21 protein-coding genes are annotated in these 18294 nt (G+C 74.9%); 13 read left to right on the forward strand and 8 right to left on the reverse strand.

The annotated features are described in order from the left end of the window. Positions 1-22: 22 nt before the first annotated feature. Both D7M15_RS12355 and D7M15_RS12360 read left to right on the forward strand, forming a co-directional pair. Entirely contained in the window at positions 23-529 is a 507-nt protein-coding gene (locus D7M15_RS12355) for a Fur family transcriptional regulator (RefSeq protein ID WP_121517560.1), read from the forward strand. Between the two features lie 42 nt (positions 530-571). Beyond that, the gene (locus D7M15_RS12360; protein WP_121517561.1) at positions 572-1543 is read left to right on the forward strand and encodes a folate-binding protein YgfZ; all 972 of its coding nucleotides are present in this window, start codon (positions 572-574) and stop codon (positions 1541-1543) included. Between the two features lie 61 nt (positions 1544-1604). Here D7M15_RS12360 and dtd read toward each other — a convergent pair whose 3' ends face one another. Beyond that, positions 1605-2048, reverse strand: coding sequence for a D-aminoacyl-tRNA deacylase (dtd, locus tag D7M15_RS12365; protein ID WP_121517562.1), 444 nt, complete (start codon positions 2046-2048; stop codon positions 1605-1607). A gap of 165 nt (positions 2049-2213) precedes the next feature. Here dtd and D7M15_RS12370 point away from each other — a divergent pair, with 165 nt between their 5' ends. The 3 genes from D7M15_RS12370 (at position 2214) to D7M15_RS12380 (ending at position 5414) form a co-directional block, all read left to right on the forward strand. Then, positions 2214-2900, forward strand: a complete 687-nt coding sequence (locus D7M15_RS12370) for a hypothetical protein (RefSeq protein WP_121517563.1) — start codon at positions 2214-2216, stop codon at positions 2898-2900. A 106-nt stretch (positions 2901-3006) separates the two neighbouring features. Next, positions 3007-4047, forward strand: coding sequence for an asparaginase (locus D7M15_RS12375; protein ID WP_121517564.1), 1041 nt, complete (start codon positions 3007-3009; stop codon positions 4045-4047). A 116-nt stretch (positions 4048-4163) separates the two neighbouring features. After that, entirely contained in the window at positions 4164-5414 is a 1251-nt protein-coding gene (locus tag D7M15_RS12380; RefSeq protein WP_121517565.1) for a GNAT family N-acetyltransferase, read from the forward strand. Positions 5415-5512: 98 nt separating this feature from the next. On the opposite strand, the gene D7M15_RS12385 is transcribed toward D7M15_RS12380, so the two are convergent. Further along, complete coding sequence (locus D7M15_RS12385) at positions 5513-5695, reverse strand: hypothetical protein (protein WP_121517566.1); 183 nt, start codon at positions 5693-5695, stop codon at positions 5513-5515. A 230-nt stretch (positions 5696-5925) separates the two neighbouring features. Here D7M15_RS12385 and D7M15_RS12390 point away from each other — a divergent pair, with 230 nt between their 5' ends. Then, positions 5926-6819 (forward strand): winged helix-turn-helix domain-containing protein, encoded by an 894-nt coding sequence (locus D7M15_RS12390; protein ID WP_121517567.1) that lies wholly within the window; start codon positions 5926-5928, stop codon positions 6817-6819. Positions 6820-6874: 55 nt separating this feature from the next. Here D7M15_RS12390 and D7M15_RS12395 read toward each other — a convergent pair whose 3' ends face one another. Next, positions 6875-7615 (reverse strand): HAD family hydrolase, encoded by a 741-nt coding sequence (locus tag D7M15_RS12395; protein WP_165906241.1) that lies wholly within the window; start codon positions 7613-7615, stop codon positions 6875-6877. A gap of 247 nt (positions 7616-7862) precedes the next feature. Here D7M15_RS12395 and D7M15_RS12400 point away from each other — a divergent pair, with 247 nt between their 5' ends. The 4 genes from D7M15_RS12400 to D7M15_RS12415 all read left to right on the forward strand — a co-directional run bounded on the left by D7M15_RS12400 (position 7863) and on the right by D7M15_RS12415 (position 11141). Next, the gene (locus D7M15_RS12400) at positions 7863-8948 is read left to right on the forward strand and encodes an aminoglycoside phosphotransferase family protein (RefSeq protein ID WP_165906242.1); all 1086 of its coding nucleotides are present in this window, start codon (positions 7863-7865) and stop codon (positions 8946-8948) included. Between the two features lie 149 nt (positions 8949-9097). Then, positions 9098-9724 (forward strand): helix-turn-helix domain-containing protein, encoded by a 627-nt coding sequence (locus D7M15_RS12405; protein ID WP_121517569.1) that lies wholly within the window; start codon positions 9098-9100, stop codon positions 9722-9724. Between the two features lie 108 nt (positions 9725-9832). Further along, positions 9833-10564, forward strand: coding sequence for an SRPBCC domain-containing protein (locus D7M15_RS12410; RefSeq protein ID WP_121517570.1), 732 nt, complete (start codon positions 9833-9835; stop codon positions 10562-10564). A gap of 160 nt (positions 10565-10724) precedes the next feature. Then, positions 10725-11141, forward strand: coding sequence for an ankyrin repeat domain-containing protein (locus D7M15_RS12415; protein ID WP_121517571.1), 417 nt, complete (start codon positions 10725-10727; stop codon positions 11139-11141). A 95-nt stretch (positions 11142-11236) separates the two neighbouring features. Here D7M15_RS12415 and hemC read toward each other — a convergent pair whose 3' ends face one another. The 3 genes from hemC to D7M15_RS12430 all read right to left on the reverse strand — a co-directional run bounded on the left by hemC (position 11237) and on the right by D7M15_RS12430 (position 13248). Continuing rightward, the gene (gene hemC / locus D7M15_RS12420) at positions 11237-12172 is read right to left on the reverse strand and encodes a hydroxymethylbilane synthase (RefSeq protein WP_121517572.1); all 936 of its coding nucleotides are present in this window, start codon (positions 12170-12172) and stop codon (positions 11237-11239) included. Between the two features lie 122 nt (positions 12173-12294). Next, positions 12295-12681: a hypothetical protein gene (locus tag D7M15_RS12425; RefSeq protein WP_346428798.1), complete on the reverse strand. Its 387-nt coding sequence runs from the start codon at positions 12679-12681 to the stop codon at positions 12295-12297. Positions 12682-12684: 3 nt separating this feature from the next. After that, a complete protein-coding gene (locus D7M15_RS12430; protein WP_121517573.1) occupies positions 12685-13248 on the reverse strand; it encodes a hypothetical protein in 564 nt (187 codons plus the stop codon). 248 nt (positions 13249-13496) lie between these two features. Here D7M15_RS12430 and D7M15_RS12435 point away from each other — a divergent pair, with 248 nt between their 5' ends. Next, the gene (locus D7M15_RS12435; protein WP_121517574.1) at positions 13497-14456 is read left to right on the forward strand and encodes a helix-turn-helix domain-containing protein; all 960 of its coding nucleotides are present in this window, start codon (positions 13497-13499) and stop codon (positions 14454-14456) included. 72 nt (positions 14457-14528) lie between these two features. Here the strand turns inward: D7M15_RS12435 and sigJ are convergent, their stop codons facing one another. Both sigJ and D7M15_RS12445 read right to left on the reverse strand, forming a co-directional pair. Beyond that, positions 14529-15542 carry an RNA polymerase sigma factor SigJ gene (gene sigJ, locus D7M15_RS12440; RefSeq protein ID WP_121520676.1) on the reverse strand — a complete coding sequence of 338 codons (1014 nt, stop codon included), beginning with the start codon at positions 15540-15542 and terminating at the stop codon, positions 14529-14531. 177 nt (positions 15543-15719) lie between these two features. After that, positions 15720-16547, reverse strand: coding sequence for an amidohydrolase family protein (locus tag D7M15_RS12445; RefSeq protein WP_240649628.1), 828 nt, complete (start codon positions 16545-16547; stop codon positions 15720-15722). 358 nt (positions 16548-16905) lie between these two features. Between D7M15_RS12445 and D7M15_RS12450 the strand changes: the two genes are divergently transcribed. Next, entirely contained in the window at positions 16906-17475 is a 570-nt protein-coding gene (locus tag D7M15_RS12450) for a helix-turn-helix transcriptional regulator (protein WP_121517575.1), read from the forward strand. A gap of 106 nt (positions 17476-17581) precedes the next feature. Further along, the gene (locus D7M15_RS12455) at positions 17582-18250 is read left to right on the forward strand and encodes a hypothetical protein (protein ID WP_121517576.1); all 669 of its coding nucleotides are present in this window, start codon (positions 17582-17584) and stop codon (positions 18248-18250) included. The last annotated feature ends 44 nt before the right edge of the window (positions 18251-18294 follow it).

Raw genomic sequence — 18294 nt, forward strand, 5'->3', positions numbered from 1 at the left:
CGGGCGCCCGTAGACTGGGCGCGTGGTGACCACCGACTGGCAGAGTGACCTGAGGGCGCGCGGGTACCGGCTCACGCCGCAGCGCCAGCTCGTGCTGGAGGCCGTGGACAAGCTCGAACACTCCACGCCGGACGACATCCTGGCCGAGGTCCGGCGGACGGCGGGCGGCGTCAACATCTCCACCGTCTACCGCACGCTGGAGCTGCTGGAGGAGCTGGGCCTCGTCTCGCACGCGCACCTCGGGCACGGCGCGCCCACGTACCACCTGGCCGACCGGCACCACCACATGCACCTCGTCTGCCGCGACTGCACGGACGTGATCGAGGCGGACCTGTCGGTGGCGGAGCCGTTCGCGGCGGCGCTGCGCGAGCGGTTCGGCTTCGAGACGGACATGCGGCACTTCGCGATCTTCGGTCGGTGCGGCACGTGCGAGGCGAAGCAGGCGGACGCGGAGGCCGACGGCGAGGGCCCCGAGGCGGGCGCGGGTACGGGCCCGGCGGCCGGTACGGGCGCGGGCACCGGCGGCTGACCGGCGTACGGTACGGGCGGCGCGCGCCGTAGGCTGGACGGTATGAAGAGTCCGCTGCTCTCCCTCCCCGGTGCCGTCCCCGCGGAAGCCCCCGACGAGGGGGTGGCCGCGCACTACGGCGACCTGTTCCGCGAGCAACGCGCCCTCGCCGACGGCAAGGGTTTCGTGGACCTCTCGCACCGCGGCGTCGTCACCGTCTCGGGCGCCGACCGCCTCACCTGGCTGCACCTGCTGCTGACGCAGCACGTCAGCGAGCTGGAGCCGGGCCACGCCGCGGACGCGCTGATCCTCTCCGCGAACGGGCACGTGGAGCAGGCCGTCTACCTGGTCGACGACGGCACCACGACCTGGCTGCACACCGAGCCGGACCGGCAGGGCGAGCTGGTCGCGTACCTGGAGAGCATGCGGTTCTTCTACCGCGTCGAGGTCGTGGACCGCACCGCCGGGTACGCGGTCACGCACCTCCCCGCGGGCTCCATCGCGGCCCCCCCGGCGGACGCGGTGGTGCGCGAGACGTCGTACGGGCGGGACCTGTTCGTGCCGCGCGACGGGCTCCGCGCGTTCGCCGACACGTACGGGCCCGCCGTGGGCGTGCTGGCGCACGAGGCGCTGCGCGTCGAGGCGCACCGGCCGCGGCTGGGGCTGGAGACGGACCACCGTACGATCCCGCACGAGGTGGGCTGGATCGGGTCGGCCGTGCACCTCCAGAAGGGGTGCTACCGGGGGCAGGAGACCGTCGCGCGCGTGCAGAACCTCGGCAAGCCGCCGCGGCGGCTGGTCTTCCTGCACCTCGACGGCAGCGACGTGCGGATTCCCGTGCACGGCGACGATGTGCGGCTCGCGTCGGACGGGCCCGAGGGGCGGAAGCTGGGCTTCGTCACCACGTCGGTGCGCCACCACGAGCTGGGGCCCATCGCGTTGGCGCTGGTCAAGCGGAACCTTCCGGCCGACGCCGGGCTGATCGTCGGCGCGGACGCGACGGCGGCGGCGCAGGAGGTCGTGGTCGCCCCCTGAGGCGTACGGGGTACGCGGGGCGGGACGTACGCGGGGCGGGGCGTACGGGGCGGGGCGCCGCTCAGATGTCCAGCTGCACGGTGAACGGGCCGTCGTTCACCAGCGACACACGCATCGCCGCGCCGAACCGGCCCGTCGCCACCTCCGCCCCCAACGACCGCAGTCGCGCCACGACTTCGTCCACGAGCGGTTCGGCGACGGGGCGCGGCGCGGCGGCGTTCCAGGTGGGGCGGCGGCCCTTGCGGGCGTCGCCGTAGAGCGTGAACTGGCTGATCACCAGCAGCGGCGCGCCCACGTCCGAGCAGGACTGCTCGCTCCCGCCGGGCTGTTCGGGCTCGAAGAGGCGTACCGACCAGAGTTTTCTGGCCAGTTGGGCGGCCTTCTCCTCGGTGTCGTCGTGCGTGACCCCGACGAGTACGCACAGGCCACGGCCCTTGATCTCCCCGACGGTCTCCCCGTCCACGGTGACGGCCGCGCCGTCCACCCTCTGCACCACAGCTCGCATGGCGCCATCATGCCGTGTCCGCCCACGGCTGGAACGCGTGCGTCCGTATGGGTGCGCCTCCGCTGCGCGTCCCGGCGGAGCAGTGGCACCATGCGGTACGAGATCCGCACACGCGGTGCGTAGCATGGCGACTGCGGCCAAAAGGGGATGAGGGGTCGTAAAACGATGAACAACACTGGTTCCGGACCGACGCCTTCGGGTGCGCCCGGTGTCCCGGGTCCCGCCGAGCCGTTCGCCTCCCCGGCCCTCTCCCCCGCCCGGGTCCCCGTACCGGTCCCGGCCCCCGCGCCGGCCGCCGGGAGCGCCCGCGTCGTCGCGCCCGCGCCCCCGTCCGAGCCGCGCGTGGAGGTCGACCTGTACGCGCTGCGGCTCGCGGAGGTGCGCGAACTGCGGCGTACGGCGCAGCAGGACGAGGCGGACCTCAGCTACGTACGGCGGATGCTCCAGGGCCGGATCGACATCCTGCGGGCGGAGGTGGCACGGCGTACGGCGCCGACGTCCGCGCTGCTCGACCGGCTGCCGGAGATCCTCACGGACATGCCGTCGCGGCACCGCTCGTCGGCCCGGCACGTGACGCTCGGCACACCGCACGGCGAGGAGTACCGGCGGCTGGCCGAAACGATGCTCTCCGAGGTGGAGCTGTCCGACCTCTCCGCGCGTACGGACGGCGAACTGCACGACGCCATGCGGCGGTTGGTCGGCTACGAGCAGGAGGTGTCGCAGGGCCGCGCGGCGCTCCAGCGGACGGCGGACGGGTGCAGCGCGGAGATCGCCCGCCGCTACCGGGAGGGCGAGGCCCAGGTCGACGACCTGCTGCCGCGGGACCTGCCACGGGACGACCGGCTCCCGTGACGCGGTTCCGGGCGGCGGCGGGCGGCCGGTTAACGTAAGGAACGTCCCCCGTTCCACTCCTGGCACGGCGCCCTGCCGCCGCGCGAACGCGCCACCGGAGGCCCCCATGTCCGCCGACACCCCCGCAGGCCCCCTGCCCCCCGAGCAGCCGACGCCCGCCGACCCGCACGCCGGCGCACACCGCGACCCGCACCCCGGCCCGTACGCCGACGTGGTGCTCGCCGAGGTCGTACGCTCCGGGTTCGTCGAGGGCACGCACCGCGGCTCGCTGGTCGAGCTGGCCGCCGACGGGAGCGTGACGCGGGCGCTGGGCGACGTGGTGTCCCCGATGTACCCGCGGTCCTCCAACAAGCCGGTCCAGGCCGCCGCCACCCTGCACGCCGGGCTCGACCTCGCCGGGGAGCGGCTCGCGCTCGCGGCCGCCAGCCACTCCGGCGAAAGGTTCCATCTGGAGCTGGTCGAGAAGCTGCTCGCCGAGCACGGGCTGACCGAGGACGACCTGCGGTGCCCGCCCGACCTGCCGCTGGACCCCGCCGTCGCGGAGGCGCACCTCGCCGCGGGCCGCGGCCGCACCCGTACGGCCATGAACTGCTCCGGCAAGCACACCGCCATGCTCGCCGCCTGCCGCGTGAACGGCTGGCCCCTCGACAGCTACCTCGACCCCGGCCACCCCCTCCAGCGGCTGATCGCGCGCACGCTGGGCGCGGCGGCCGGGGAGCCCGTCGCGCACACCGGTACGGACGGCTGCGGCGCGCCCGTGATGGCGGTGTCGCTGACCGGACTGGCGCGTACGTTCCGGCACTTCGCGCGGGCGGAGGCCGACAGCCCGGAGGGCCGGGTGGCGGCGGCGATGCGCGCGCACCCCGAGTACGTGGCGGGCACGGAGCGGCACGACACCTGGCTGATGCGGGCGGTGCCGGGCACGCTCTCGAAGATGGGCGCCGAGGCGGTGCAGGCGGTCGCGCTGCCGGACGGGCGCGCGCTGGCCTTCAAGGTCACGGACGGCGGCACCCGCACCCTGGCGCCCGTGCTGGCGCACGCGCTGACCGGCATGGGCGTGACCGGTCCGGTCGTCGACCGGCTGTACGGGGCGTCGCCGCTGCTCGGCGGCGGGGCTCAGGTGGGCGGCGTGCGCGCGGTGTTCTGAGGCGCGGGGGCGCGAGGGCGCAGGCGAGAGCGGGGCCGCGCGGGGGTGCCCGTACGGCCCGTGCGTACGGCGAAAAGCGCGTGCACGCGCGCGCGGGCGCGACCTAACTTGGCCGGATGACCCTCGACATCCGCACCCTCGCCCCCGACGACCTCCCCGAATGGCTCCGCGCCGTGTCCACCGGCTTCCTCCGCGGCCCGGAGGCAGGGGACGACGAGGTGAAGGTGCGGCGCGAGTTCGTCGACCTCGCGCGCACGCAGGGCGCGTACGACGGCGCGCGCTGCGTGGGCACGTTCCGTACGACGCCCCAGCGGCTCACCGTCCCCGGCGGCGCCGCGCTGCCGTCCTGCGCCGTGACCAACGTGACGGTCTCCGCCACGCACCGCCGCCGCGGCCTGCTCACGCGCATGATGGCGGACGCGCTCGACGCCGCGAAGGAGCGCGGCGACGCGTGCGCCACCCTGATCGCCGCCGAGTACCCGATCTACGGGCGGTACGGCTTCGGCCCCGCCTCCTGGGTCGCCGAGTACGAGGTGGACGTCGCCCGCACCGGCCTGGACCGGCGGTACGCGGGCCCGCCGACCGGCGTGGGCACCGTCGAGCTGGTCGACGGCCCCGACGTGCGCCGGATCGCGCCGGAACTGCACGACCGCTTCCGCGCGCAGGCGCACCGGCAGGGCGCGATCGACCGGACGGCACGCTGGTGGGAGAACTCCACCGGCCGGTGGCGGTACGCGGGCGACGGGTACGTGGCACCGTTCCACGTCCTCTTCCGGGACGCCGACGGCGTACCGCAGGGCCTCGCCGCCTACACCACCGACGACGCGTGGCACGACAAGCTCCCGCACAACACCGCCACCGTGCGGTACCTCTTCGGCACGACCACCGACGCCGAACGGGCCCTGTGGCACTTCCTGTTGTCCGTCGACTGGGTCAGCACGGTCCGTTCCGGCCACCGCGCGCCCGACGACGTGCTGCCGCTGCTGCTGCCGGACCCGCGCGCCGCGCGGCTGCGGACGTACGCGGACTTCCTGTGGCTGCGCCCGCTCGACGTGCCGCGGATGCTGGAGAGCCGTACGTACCCGGTGCCCGGCGAGCTGGTCCTCGACCTGCGCGACGCGGCGGGGCTCGCGGACGGCCGCTACCGGCTGGAGGCCGGGCCGGACGGGGCGCGCTGCACCCGTACCCGCGACGACGCCGATCTCACCCTGGACGTGGGCGAGTTGGGCACGCTGTACCTCGGTGACGAGGCGGCGTCCCGGCTCGTGGCGCTGGGCCGGGTCGAGGAGCACCGGGCGGGCGCTGCGGCGACGGCGGACGCGCTGCTGCGTACGGCGCGGCGGCCGTGGTGCCCCGACGTGTTCTGACGCGTTCCGGGGCGGTGCGTCCCGGGACGGTGCGGTGGGGGGTGGTGCGGTCTGCGGGGCGGCGGACAGGGACGGGGCCGGGACCGGTCAGGGCCGGGTCAGGACTGGGTGAAGAGCAGGGCCAGCACGGCCGCGCCGAGGCAGCTGCACCGCACGTTCCCTGCCTTGACCCCCACGGTCAGCAGCGCGCAGCCGACCACGCCGAGCACTCCGTAGTGCCACTGCACCAACTGCTCGAACCCTACGACGAAGGCCGCGAAAGCCAGGGTCATCACAGGCATCGCGCTCCCTCCTTCCGGAGGACGGACGAGGAGAAACGGATCCGGACGGGTGCGGGGGGTGCTCCGCCACGTCACCGGACGGACGGAACCTGTCACATTTGGCGGCCACCCTGACCACCCTTGGGTGAGTTGGTGACCAACTTCATCTAACTCATTCCCAGTTGGTGGAGCCTTCAAAGCACTTGGCAAACAACTTCCCGGACATCGCCGGAAGTTGTACCGTCAAAGCCGTGAGCCCTGAGACTCCCCCCGGCACCGGCGAGCGGCCCCCCTCGCGCGACCATGTCGCAGGCGTCCTGCGCGGACGCATCCAGGACGGCGCCTGGGGCCCCGGCACCAACCTCCCGACCCAGCAGGAGCTGGAGGCGGAGTTCGGCGTCAAGCGCACCGTCGTACGGCAGGCGCTCGGCATCCTCCAGCGCGAGGGCCTGGTCACGACGGGCCGCGGCGCCCCGGCGACGGTGGCCGAGTCGGCCGCGGCGCCGCGCGAGGCGGAGGCCCCGCGCCCGGCGGGCGTCGAGCTGGCGGACCGGGTGCGGGCCGCGCTCCAGGCCCGCGACGTCACCATCGACGCGTTCTCGCTCACCACGGAGACCCTCAACGCCGCCTTCGCGGGCGCCCTCCCCGCCATGACCAGCGGCGAACTGACGCCCCACTCGCTCACCGTACGGGTGCTGCTCCCCAGCCCCGAGGCCCGGCTCGCCTTCCCCCGCCCGGTCTCCGACGACTCCGGGGACTCGCGGCCACTGCGGCGCTCGCACGACAAGATGCGGCTCTACGCCACCACGCTGCGCGACCAGCTCCTCGGTCTCCAGGAGGTGGGGCTCGCCGAGAAGGTGTCGGTCGAGATCCGGACGGTCGCGATCACGCCGATGCACAAGCTCTACGTCCTCAACGGGACCGAGTCGCTGATCGGTTACTACCGGCTCATCGAGCACTCCGTCGAGATCGACAACGAGGAGATGGAGATCTACGACTCGTTCGGCTTCCGCGCCAAGCTGTTCCGCTCCTCCAACGGGCCGGACCGGCGCGACGAGCAGGACGCCGCGTTCGTCAAGGAGTCGCGGCGCTGGTTCGACTCGCTGTGGACGACCATCGCCCGCCCCTTCGACCTGGGCCACTGAGCGCGCGGCGCCGGGGAAGCCGGGGGATTCCGGGGAAGCCGGGGCGCGGATGCCGTCAGCCGGTCAGCGCCGCCAGCACCTGCCGCAGGTCCGACACGACGTGCGCGGCCCCGCCGACGCGCAGCCGGGCCACGGCGGCCGCGTCGCGCGCGAAGCCGAGGAAGGGCACCCCGGCCGCGTACGCCGCCTCGTGGTCGCTGGGCTGGTCGCCCACCAACAGGCACTCCCCCGCCCGGATCTCGACCCGCCGCACGGCCTGGACGACGGAGTGCGGGTCGGGCTTCATCAGCAGCGGATCTCCGGCGTCGCGGCCGATCACCCCGTCGAACTGCTCCGCGACGCCGACCCGCCGGAGGTAGTCCGAGACGGCCTCGGGCGCGTTGTTGCTGACGACCATCAGCCGGCGGCCGTTCACCCGCAGCGCGCGTACCAACTCGGCGGCGCCCGGGGTCGGTTCGGCGGAGGTGACGGCGACGCGCTCGTGGCGCGCCAGCACCCGTTCCAGCTCGGCGACGAGCGCGTCGCCGTCGCCTCCGGCGGGGGCGCCCGTGTCGGCCAACTCCTTCCGCACGCCCCACAGGATGCGGTGCGGGACGTCGGAGTCCGCCCAGTCCGGGTGCGCCTCGAACCGGCTCCGCCGCACCACGGCCCTCAGTTCGGCGGCGGCCAGCGCCGCCGGGTGCCCCGCGAACGTCCGGCACAGCGGCCCGTCGAAGTCGAAGAACACGGCGCGGGCGGCACCGACGAGGCGGACCAGATCGGGTGATGCGGGTGATGCGTTCGGGGTCACACTCACCCCGCCAGTGTGCTGGATGCCGGATTCCGGGGCCAGCTCCACCGTACGATCCACTCGAACCACCGCCGTCCGTACGGGACTTGGGGCCGTACGCCGCCACGGACCACCAGCCGTGCACCGGGCCCCGAACGCCCGGCGCGGGTCCGCGTGTTCGGCTCCGCGTTCGGCCCCGCCTCTGGCGGAGACCCCGGTACGCGGGCGTAAGGTCGTCTCCTCCCGACCGGCCGACCTGCGCGAGAGCCTCCCGATGACGCCCAGCACCCCCCGCCCGCCGACGTACGGCGGCGTGCTGGAAGGACCGCTGCGCGGTCACCACCGCCTCTGGTACGTCGTACGGGCCGACGGCGGCGACGGCGAACTGGCGGACCTGGGGCGGCTGAAGGTCGGGGAGCCCCGGGAAGGGGTGCTCTGGTACGACCGGCGCAGCTTCCCCTCCGAGGAGGCGCTGCTGGCCGAGCTGCCCCGGCTCGGTGTGCCCCGCGTCCCACCCGTACGGCGCGCGGGCGCGGGCGGTCCGGCGGTCCACGGCTTCATCGAGGGCAGCACCCTGGGCGAACTGGCCCCCGCCGGTGGGCACATGAGCGCCCGTCACCTCGACCAGATCGTCGAGCTGTTCCGCGCGCTCGCCCGCGTACGCCCCGGCGACCTGCCCCCGGCCGTGACCGGCGACGGGGCCGCCGCCCACGGCGCGGACGACAGCGCCGGTTTCCTCGGGGGCCTGCTGCGCCACACGCGCGAGCGGTGCTACGAGGAGCGGCGTCCCGAGTACGGCTGGCTGTTCGACCGACTCGGCGTCCCCCCGCACGCGTTCGACGACACCTCGCCGCTCGGCGCGCGGGCCGCGCGGCTGACCCCGCGCCCGTACTGCCTGCTCCACGGCGACCTGCACCGGGAGAACCTCATCGTCGCCCCGGACGACGCGCTGTGGACCATCGACTGGGAACTCGCCGCGCTGGGCGACCCGTTGTACGACCTCGCCACCCATCTGCACCTCACGCGCTACCCGCCGGACCAGGAGCGGGAGGTGACCGCCCGCTGGCACGAGGTGATGGCGCGGGAGCTGCCCGGCGCGACGGCGGGCACCGCCCGGGACCTGGACTGCTACCTGCGGTTCAAGCGTGCCCAGTCCGTCTGCACGGACGTGGTGCGGCACGCCGTCGCCGTACGGGAGGCGCCGCCCGCGGAGCGCGCGGGGCGGCTCGCCCTCACCGCGAAGGCCGTGCACCGGGTGCTGGCGCGGGCCGAGGAGGCCCTCGGCCTCACCGGGGTGCCGGGCCCGGGGGCCGTCGAGGAGATCTACGACGCGCTGCCGTCGGCCGCCCCCCACGCCTGAGCCCGGACCCGAGCGTCACCCGGCACCACCCCGACCGGGGCCTTCGCGCGCCCGCCGACACCCGTTCGTCCGCACGCGCTCCCCGACGCCCGTTCACCGAAAGAAAAGTATTCCTGGACAAAAATAGTTGTCGGTGAGAGCCTGGCCGCATGAGGGAAGTGACGGTGATCGAGGACCCGGCCGCGGCGGAGGTCTCGCTGGCCCCGATACGCGCCCGGCTCCTCGCCGAGCTGGCCGAACCCGCCTCGGCGGCGATGCTGGCGCCCCGCGTCGGACTGCCGCGACAGAAGATCAACTACCATCTGCGGGCCCTGGAGCGGCACGGCCTAGTCGAGCTGTACGGCGAACGCCGCAAGGGCAACGTGACGGAGCGCCTGCTGCGCGCCACCGCCGCCTCGTACGTCATCTCGCCGCTCGCGCTGCCCGACGTCCAGCCCGACCCCGCGCGCGGCCGCGACCAGCTGTCCGCGCGCTGGCTGCTGGCGCTGGCCGCGCGGCTCGTACGGGACGTGGGCACGCTCGTCACGCGCGCGGCGCGGGCGCGGAAGCCGGTGGCGACGTTCGCGCTGGACGGGGAGGTGCGGTTCGCCTCGGCGGCCGAACGCGCCGCGTTCGTACGGGAGTTGGCGGAGGCCACCCGAGGGCTGGTGGAGAAGTACCACGACGGCGACGCGGCGGGCGGCCGGGCGCACCGGATCGTGCTCGCCGTCCACCCCGAGGTGACGAAGACGGCCGAGGACGCCGTGCGCGAGGAGGAGGCGGCGGCGCGGGGCTGATCCGCGCGGGCCACGTACGGGACCGGAACGACGACGAGGTACCGGACGGCAACGCGCCGGACGGCGAGGGCCGGACGGCGAGGGACCAGGAGTCAGGGAGCAGCGGTCATGGACAAGGAATTCGAGGTCGCCCGCGAGTTCGAGGCGGACGCGACACCGCAGCAGGTGTGGGAAGCGGTCACGACCGGGACGGCGGGCTGGCTGTGGCCGCTGGAGTACGAGCCGGGTGTGGGCGGCGCGGGCCCGTTCGGCGGCACGGTCACCGCCTGGGACCCGCCGCGGCGGCTGACGACACGTACGGAGGACGTGCCCGGCATCGACACCCAGAGCGTCAACCAGCTCGACTACGAGATCGCGCCGCGCGACGCGGGCCGCCGCGCCTGGGTGCGCTACGTGCACAGCGGGATCTTCACCGACGACTGGGACAACCAGTACGACGGCGCCGACCGGCACACGGACTTCTACCTGCACACGCTGCGCCAGTACGTGGCGCACTTCCCCGGCCGTACGGCCACGTACGTCGCGGTCGACGGCCCGGCCGACTCCGCCCACTCCGGCGCCACGGCGGTGCTGGAACGCGGCCTCGGGCTGCCGCGCGACGCGGCCGTGGGCGACGAGGTGCGCGTCACGCCGTCCGGGCTGGCGCCCGTGACGGCCGTACTGGACTACCGGAACGCGCACTTCGTCGGCCTCCGCGCGGACGACGCGCTGTACCGCTTCTTCTGCCGCCAGGCGTGGGGCGGGCCCGTACAGGCCGTCGTACACCACATGGCGCCGGACGTGGACGCCACCGCCGTGGAGCGGGCCTGGCACGACTGGCTGCACGGGCTGTTCCACTGACCGTACGGGCCGGGGCGCGCGGGCCGGGGCGCGCGGGGCGGGGCTCGCCGGGCGGACGGACGGATGCGCTTGCGGGCGGCGGGCAGGAGAGGAAACGTACGAACGGCGGGCCGCACCGCCACGGCCCCGCCGCACGCACGACGGAGAGAGGACGGACGCGATGACCCACGCCCCGATGCCCGAGAGCGACGAACCTCCGCACGACCCCGAGGTGTTCATGCTGGCCGCGAAGATCTTCGATCTCGCCCGGCACGGGGACACCGACACCGTCGCCGCCTACGTCGACGCGGGCGTCCCGGTCAACCTCACCAACGACAAGGGCGACTCGCTGCTCATGCTCGCCGCGTACCACGGCCACCCGGACGTCGTACGGACGCTGCTGACGCGCGGCGCCGACCCCGACCGTCCGAACGACAAGGGGCAGACACCGCTCGCCGCGGCCGTGTTCAAGGGCGGGGACGAGGTGATCGAGGCGCTGCTGGACAGCGGCGCGGACCCGCGCGCGGGGCAGCCGTCGGCGGTCGACACGGCGCGGATGTTCGAGAAGGCGGAGCTGGTGGCGCGCTTCGGCGGCTGACGGCGGCGACCCCGCGACCCACCCGGGCCCGGGTGGGTCGCGGGGTCGGCGCGGACGCGTCGCGCGGCCCGTACGGGTACGGCTCGGCTACGGGGTCAGTGCGGGATCGAGTCGATCAGGTCGCGCGCGCCCTGCCGCAGCAGCGCCACCGCCACCGACGTGCCGAGCGTCGCGGGGTCCAGCGGACCGGCCCACTCGTGCGCGTCCAGGACGACCTTGCCCTCCGGGTCGAAGACGCGGGCGCGCAGCGAGAGCCGCCCGTCGCGCTCGGCCTTGGCGTAACCGGCGATGGGCGAGTTGCAGTGACCCTGGAGGACGTGCAGGAACATCCGTTCCGCCGTCGTCTCCCGCCAGGCCGCCGGGTCGCCGAGGGCCGACACCGTGTTGATCGTCGCCTCGTCGTCCTCGCGGCACTGGAGCCCGAGGAGCCCGGCGCCGATCGGCGGGCACATCGTCTCAACGGACAGGACCTCGCTGATGCGGTCCTCCCGCCCGATCCGCTCCAGCCCGGAGACGGCGAGCAGCAGCGCGTCGGCCTCGCCCTCCGTCATCTTCTCCATGCGCCGGTTGGCGTTGCCGCGCATCGGCACGCACTCCAGGTCCGGCCGGATCATGGCGAGTTGGGCGATCCGCCGGACCGACGAGGTGCCGATCCGGGTGCCCGGCGGCAGCTCGTCCAGGGTGAGCCCGTCCGGGTGCAGCAGGGCGTCGCGGATGTCGTCCCGTTCGAGGTACGCCGCGAACAGCGTGCCCGCGGGCAGCGGCCGGTCCGCCGGGACGTCCTTCATGCAGTGCACCGCCAGGTCGGCCTCGCCCGCGAGGAGCGCGGCGTCGACCTCCTTGGTGAACGCGCCCTTCCCGCCGAGCGCCGACAGGGCCCCCATCCACCGGTCGCCGGAGGTGGTGACGGGCACCACCTCGGTACGGATACCGGGGTGCAGCCGGGCCAGCTCGGCACGTACCCGCTCGACCTGGGCCAGGGCCATCGGCGAGGCCCGGGACACGATGCGGATCAGCTCAGGGGTGGACATGGCACCACGATAGGCCGTACGGGACACGCCCCGCGCACGTGCCCCCGGCCCCACCGGCCGGGCCCGCGGTCCCCGCAGGTCACCGGTGTCGCGGGGGTCCCGGGCTTCACACGTGAGACCGGTCACAGCGGCGGCGGCGCCTGGCGAGGGGCGGGGCGGGACGTGCGGCGCCCCGTGAGGTGGTGCGTGAGGTGGTGCGTGAGGTGGCGGCGGCTCAGCAGGCCGCCGACGCCGGGTACGAGGGCGAGCGCGGCGGCCCTCGTACGGGCGCCGCCCCCGGCGCGTACGGCGGCGCCGCACACGAACACGTACGCGCAGCCGTGCGTGGGGCCCAGCAGCGAGGAGACGGCCGGGGCGTGGACGGTCGCGAGGTTCGCCAAAAGGGCGAGCAGCGAGGCGAGTTCGACGTGCGCGGCGACGAGGAGCGCGTCGGGGCGGGGCCGGGGCGCGGGCGGTTCCACGGGCGCGGGCGGGTGCCCGGCGGTGGAGGGGTCGGTGGGGGAGGCCATCCGTCACGCCCCCGTGGTGGAGCCGGGGCGGACGATCATGAGGACCGTCACGACCGACCAGAGCAGGTTGAAGACGCCGGTGTACATGCCGAGCCGGGCGGCCGTACGCGCCACCGCCGCCGGTTCCGTCCGCACGGCCGCCTCGCCGCCCGTACCCGCGCTCGCACCCGCCGCCGTAGCCGTACCCGTACCGGTGTCGCCCGCCAGCCCGGCCAGCGCGTCCTCCTGCCCCGGCAGCACCAGCACCACGAGCACGCCCGCCGCGCACGCCGTCAGCACGATCGACGTGACGAGCCAGGCGTCACCGAGCACCCCGAGGCTGTTCGCCGTGGCCAGCCCGAAGACGGGGACGACGACGCCCACGCCCGCGTAGACGCGGCAGATGCGGTGCAGGACGCGGACGACGGCCGGGGTGCCCGGGTCCGGGCCGTCCCCGGGCCCGTCCTCCGGCGCGGACGTCGCCGCCGCGCGACGTACGGCGGCGGGGAACATGCTGGCCGCCACGGCGACCGGCCCGATGGCGAGGATGGCGGCGAGGACGTGGACGGCGAGGAGGAACTTGGTCACGGAACGGGCTTCCCTCGGTCTGTGCCGCCCGGCTCGGCCGACGGGCGCGTCGGCACCTCACGGTAGGCAGCGGCGGGCGGGCCGGGGAGTGGCACGGGTGCCAGGTGTCAACGGGTTCCCGCCAGCGCCGCGCCGCCCAGTCCCTCCCCCGTCCCCGCCGTACGGCACCGGGCCCCGTACGGTCCCGCGCAGCCGTACGCCCCCCACCGCCCGTTGGCGGGAAACCGGCGACCGCCTACCGTACGGCCATGCACACCGTCGCCGTACTCGCCCTCGACGGGGTCGTCCCCTTCGACATGTCGACGCCGATCGACACCTTCGCCCGCACCGCGCTCCCCGACGGGCGCGACGCGTACCGCGTGCGCGTCTGCGCCCCCACCGAGGAGGTGGAGGCCGACGGCGGCGCGTTCACGCTGCGGGCGCCGTGGGGGCTGGAGGCGCTGGCGGACGCGGACACCGTCGTCGTACCGGGCGCGCCGCACCCCACCGCCACGCTGCCGCCGGAGGTGGCGGAGGGGCTGCGGGCGGCGGCGCGGGCCGGTACGCGGATCGCGTCGGTGTGCGTCGGCGCGTTCGTCCTCGCGGAGACCGGGCTGCTGGACGGGCTGCGCGCGACGACGCACTGGGCGGCCACCGCCGAACTCGCCCGCGCCTACCCGCGGATCGAGGTCGACCCCGACGTCCTCTACGTCGACAACGGCCAGATCCTCACCTCCGCGGGCGCCGCCGCCGGGCTCGACCTGTGCCTGCACATGATCCGCCGCGACTACGGCTCGGCGGTCGCCGCGGACGCCGCCCGACGTTCCGTGATGCCGCTCGAACGGGACGGCGGGCAGGCCCAGTTCATCGTGCACGAGCCGCCCGCGCCGGACGGCGCGACGCTGGAACCGCTGCTGCGCTGGATGACGGAGAACTCCCGCCACGAGCTGACCCTCGACGCCCTCGCCGCCCGCGCCGGGCTGAGCACCCGCACGCTGAACCGCCGGTTCCGCGAGCAGACCGGCACCACTCCCCTCCAGTGGCTGCTGCGCACGCGGATACGGCACGCGCAGCACCTGTTGGAGACGACGGCGCACTCCGTCGAACGGGTCGCCGCACAGACCGGGTTCGGCTCCCCCACCTCCTTCCGGGATCGTTTCCGGCAACAGGTGGGCACGAGTCCGTACGCCTACCGGCGCGCGTTCCGCTCCGCGCGCGCGGAGCCGTGACCGGAGCCGTGAGCGGGGCCGTGATCCCGGCCGCAGCCGGAGCCGTACCGACGTCCGCGGCCGACGGGCGCCTCAGTCCGTGCCGTCCGCCCACAGCTCGCCCTCCCACGCCGCCTCCGGGAGGAGGTCGAGGCGGAGGGCGGTGAGCTTCTCCGGGTTGCGTACGACGTCCACCGCCGTGACGCGGCCCGCGTCGACCGTGAGGGCGATCACCGTGAGCACCCCGGTGGCGTCGACCAGCACCACGCCCGGTTCCCCGTTGACGTCGGCGGGGTGGACGGCGCGCGGCGGACGGCGGTGGTAGGCGACGAGCACGCGGGCCACCGCGTCGGCGCCGGTGAGGACGCGGGGCAGGGCGGACACGTTGCCGCCGCCGTCGCCGCGGAACACGGCGTCCGGGTCGAGGAGTTCCAGCAGCCGCCGCAGCTCGCCCCGGCGGCAGGCGACCAGGAACGCCCGTACCAGCTCCGCCTGTTCCGCCCGCGTCGGCGGCTGCCGCGGGCTGTGCCCGTCGACCTGCCGCCGCGCGCGCGAGGCGAGCTGGCGTACGGCGGCGGGCGAGCGGCCGACGACCTCGGCCACCTCCTCGAACGACAGCCGGAACACGTCGTGCAGCAGGAACGCCGTCCGCTGGGCCGGTGACAGCCGTTCCAGTACGACGAGCAGCGCCATGCTCACCGACTCGTCCAGCGTCACCCGGTCCGCCGGGTCGCCCGCCCGACCCGCGCGTTCCACCAGCGGCTCCGGCAGCCACGTACCGACGTACCGCTCGCGCCGGGCGCGCGCCGTGCCCAGCGCGTCCAGGGCGAGCCGCCCCACGACGGTGGTCAGCCAGGCGCCGAGGTCGCGGATCTCCCCCGGTTCGGGGAGGCGGCGCAGGCGCAGCCACGCCTCCTGCACGCAGTCCTCGGCCTCGGCGAGGGAGCCGAGGGTGGCGTACGCGACGCGCAGCAGGCGTGGCCGTTCCGCCTCGAAGGCGCGGGCGAGCCCGGCCTCACCCGCTCCCCGTGCGGCCGCGCCCTCCGCGCCCGATCCCGTTCCTGATCCCGTTCCGGTGTGCGTTCCCCCGGCGGCGTCGTGTCCCATGCCCGGAGGACGGAACGGGCGCCGCGTGTGTGACATGCCCACCCTTCCGCGACGTTCTCGCCCGCCGCGTGCGCGGGCACCCACACTGGTGCGTACGGACGTGCCCCACGCGTGCGGAGGGAGACCCACACCCGTGCGGAGGGGCACCCCCGTGTGTGCGGAGGGAGACCCGCGCGGTCACAGGCCGAACAGCCGCGCCGCGTTGTCGTGGCACACGGCCCGCAGCCACTCCGTACCGAGGTCCGCGCGCTCCAGCCCGCGCAGCGCCTCGGCGTACGCGTACGGGATGTTGGGGAAGTCCGTGCCCAGCAGCACCCGGTCCCCCAGGTCGGCCAGGCGCGGCAGCGCGCGCCGCGGGAACGGCGCGTCCTCCTCCACGAAGCCCGTGAACGCCATGGTCGTGTCCAGCGTCACGCGCGGATACCGTTCGGCCAGCCGCAGGAAGTCCTCGTACTCCGGCATCCCCAGGTGCGCGATCGTCAGCGGCAGCCGCGGATGGCGCGCCAGCAGCGCCGCCACCGGCCCCGGCCCGGTGAACGGGCCGGGTACCGGACCCGAGCCGCAGTGCGTCACGACGGGCACGCCCGCGTCGGCCAGCTGTCCCCAGACGCCGTCCAGCAGCGGGTCGTTGGGGTCGTACGCGCCGACCTGGAGGTGGCACTTGAAGACGCGCGCGCCCTGCTCCAGCGCCCGCGCCACGTCGGCGGCGGCGGACGGCTCGGCGTGGAACGTCGCCGTGTGCAGGCAGTCGGGCGTACGGGCGGCGAAGTCGGCGGCCCAGTCGTTGAGCGCGCGCGCCATGCCGGGCTTGTGCGGGTACAGCATCGACGTGAACGCCCGTACGCCGAAGCCGCGCAGGGTCGCCAGCCGCCGTTCCTCGTCGTGGCGGTAGCGGATCGGCCAGGGGCGGGCGACGAGCGGACCTGCCGCGTCGAAGTACGCCCACACCTTGGCGAGCAGGCGCGGGGGCATGAAGTGGGTGTGCACGTCGACGAGCGCGGGCAGCCCGAGGGAGCGGCGGAAGGCGGTGACCTCGGCGCGTTCGGCGTGCGCGTCGGCCGCCGCGTCGGCGGCCGTCTCCGGCCGCGGTTCGGACCCCGTCACCCGCGTCTCCTCCCGTACACCCGTCCGCACGGTGCGGTACGGCGCGCGGACGGTCGTACGGGCCAGGGTGGCACGTACGCGCGGGAGGGCCGACCGGTCGGGCGCCCCGCAGCAGCCTCGCGGCCATGGACGCACTCGTGCCGTACCTGGTCCCGGCGGGCACCCTCACCGCCGTCCTCCTCGCCACTGGGGCGTGACGGGGGACACTCTTGCAAGCAGTCCGCTTGCAAAAGTTAGCAGGGGCGTGCACGGTGGAGTCATGGCTTCCCTGAACGTCGACGGGCTCGGTGAGTTCCTGCGGGAACAGCGCCGGGGCGCGCAGTTGTCCCTGCGTCAACTCGCCGACGCCGCCGGGGTGTCCAACCCGTACCTCAGTCAGATCGAACGCGGCCTGCGCAAGCCCAGCGCGGAGATCCTCCAGCAGCTCGCCAAGGCGCTGCGGATCTCCGCCGAGACGCTGTACGTGCAGGCCGGGATACTCGACGAGCCGCAGCGCGACCGGAACGACCTGGGCGTGGCCGCGGCGCTGGCGGCCGACCCGTCGATCAACGAGCAGCAGAAGCAGGTACTGCTCCAGATCTACGAGTCGTTCCGCAAGGAGAACGGGCACCCGGCGACGGCGCCGGAGCCCGCGCGGGAGGACGGGCCGCAGGCCGGTACGGACGGCGCGCACGGTACGGACGGCGCGCACGAACCGGCGGACGGCGCGCGGACCGGCGCGGAGAGCGGCACGACCGCGCCCGCCGGGACGCCCGCGCCGGTGGCACCGGTACGGGCGGCGGGGAAGGCCGGGCGGACGGGACGGTCGGCGACGGAGCCGAAGCCGTGAGCACGAGCACCGTGGCACCCCACCTGAGCACCTGAGCACCTGAGCACCTGAGCACCACACCGTGAGCACAGCAGCAGACGCGCACAGCACCAGAAGGGAACCGGCAATGCCCATCGCCGAAGACATCCGCAAGACCCTCACCGACCCGACCCCGCTGTACTTCGCCGCCGGCGTCGTGGACAAGATCCGCGAGGAGACCCCCGAGCGCATCGCGGCCGTACGCGCCACGGACCCCAAGGAGGTCCAGGACAAGGTCGCCACGCAGGCCAAGGAGACGCAGGCCAAGGTGTCGGAGGCGCTCGGCCAGATCGACACCGACGTGCGGAAGCTGCGCGAGCAGGCGCAGACGCTGGCGCTCCAGAGCGTGGGCGTGGCCGTGGAGTACGCGGTGAAGGCCCGCGAGACGTACGACGAGCTGGCCGAGCGCGGCCGCGGCGCCGTGCAGACCTGGCGGGGCGACGAGGACGAGGCGCCGCGGGTGACGGTGGAGCGCGCGCCCGTACGCGTCGCGGAGCCGCCCGTCGCGGAGCCCCCGGCCACCGCCGCGAAGGCCACCACCGCGAAGGCGGCGCCGACCAAGGCCGCCCCGGCCAAGGGGTCGGCGGCGAAGTCCGCGGAAGCCAAGTCCGCGGAAGCCAAGTCCTCGGAGGCGAAGCCCGCGGGGCAGAAGGGCGCCGCCAAGGCCACCCCGGCGACCGCCGCGAAGAAGACCGCTTCGGCGGGCAAGCCGCGCGCGGCGGCGAAGAAGGCGGCCACCCCCGAGTCGGACAGCTGACCGCGCGGGCCGGGCACGCGAGGCGTGCCCGGCCCGTTGTACGG

It is taken from the genome of Streptomyces sp. Z26, assembly GCF_003665095.1.
Classification (GTDB): Bacteria; Actinomycetota; Actinomycetes; order Streptomycetales; family Streptomycetaceae; genus Streptomyces; species Streptomyces phytohabitans.

Bases quoted from the DNA above. Each gene is read 5' to 3' on its own strand.
- dtd (WP_121517562.1), bottom strand. From the start codon at position 2,048: ATGCGAGCTGTGGTGCAGAGGGTGGACGGCGCGGCCGTCACCGTGGAC.
- D7M15_RS12400 (WP_165906242.1), top strand. From the start codon at position 7,863: ATGACGCCCAGCACCCCCCGCCCGCCGACGTACGGCGGCGTGCTGGAA.
- D7M15_RS12410 (WP_121517570.1), top strand. From the start codon at position 9,833: ATGGACAAGGAATTCGAGGTCGCCCGCGAGTTCGAGGCGGACGCGACA.
- D7M15_RS12425 (WP_346428798.1), bottom strand. From the start codon at position 12,681: ATGGCCTCCCCCACCGACCCCTCCACCGCCGGGCACCCGCCCGCGCCC.
- D7M15_RS12435 (WP_121517574.1), top strand. From the start codon at position 13,497: ATGCACACCGTCGCCGTACTCGCCCTCGACGGGGTCGTCCCCTTCGAC.
- sigJ (WP_121520676.1), bottom strand. From the start codon at position 15,542: ATGGGACACGACGCCGCCGGGGGAACGCACACCGGAACGGGATCAGGA.
- D7M15_RS12455 (WP_121517576.1), top strand. From the start codon at position 17,582: ATGCCCATCGCCGAAGACATCCGCAAGACCCTCACCGACCCGACCCCG.
- D7M15_RS12385 (WP_121517566.1), bottom strand. From the start codon at position 5,695: ATGCCTGTGATGACCCTGGCTTTCGCGGCCTTCGTCGTAGGGTTCGAG.
- D7M15_RS12405 (WP_121517569.1), top strand. From the start codon at position 9,098: ATGAGGGAAGTGACGGTGATCGAGGACCCGGCCGCGGCGGAGGTCTCG.
- D7M15_RS12375 (WP_121517564.1), top strand. From the start codon at position 3,007: ATGTCCGCCGACACCCCCGCAGGCCCCCTGCCCCCCGAGCAGCCGACG.
- D7M15_RS12360 (WP_121517561.1), top strand. From the start codon at position 572: ATGAAGAGTCCGCTGCTCTCCCTCCCCGGTGCCGTCCCCGCGGAAGCC.
- hemC (WP_121517572.1), bottom strand. From the start codon at position 12,172: ATGTCCACCCCTGAGCTGATCCGCATCGTGTCCCGGGCCTCGCCGATG.
- D7M15_RS12370 (WP_121517563.1), top strand. From the start codon at position 2,214: ATGAACAACACTGGTTCCGGACCGACGCCTTCGGGTGCGCCCGGTGTC.
- D7M15_RS12380 (WP_121517565.1), top strand. From the start codon at position 4,164: ATGACCCTCGACATCCGCACCCTCGCCCCCGACGACCTCCCCGAATGG.
- D7M15_RS12450 (WP_121517575.1), top strand. From the start codon at position 16,906: ATGGCTTCCCTGAACGTCGACGGGCTCGGTGAGTTCCTGCGGGAACAG.
- D7M15_RS12415 (WP_121517571.1), top strand. From the start codon at position 10,725: ATGACCCACGCCCCGATGCCCGAGAGCGACGAACCTCCGCACGACCCC.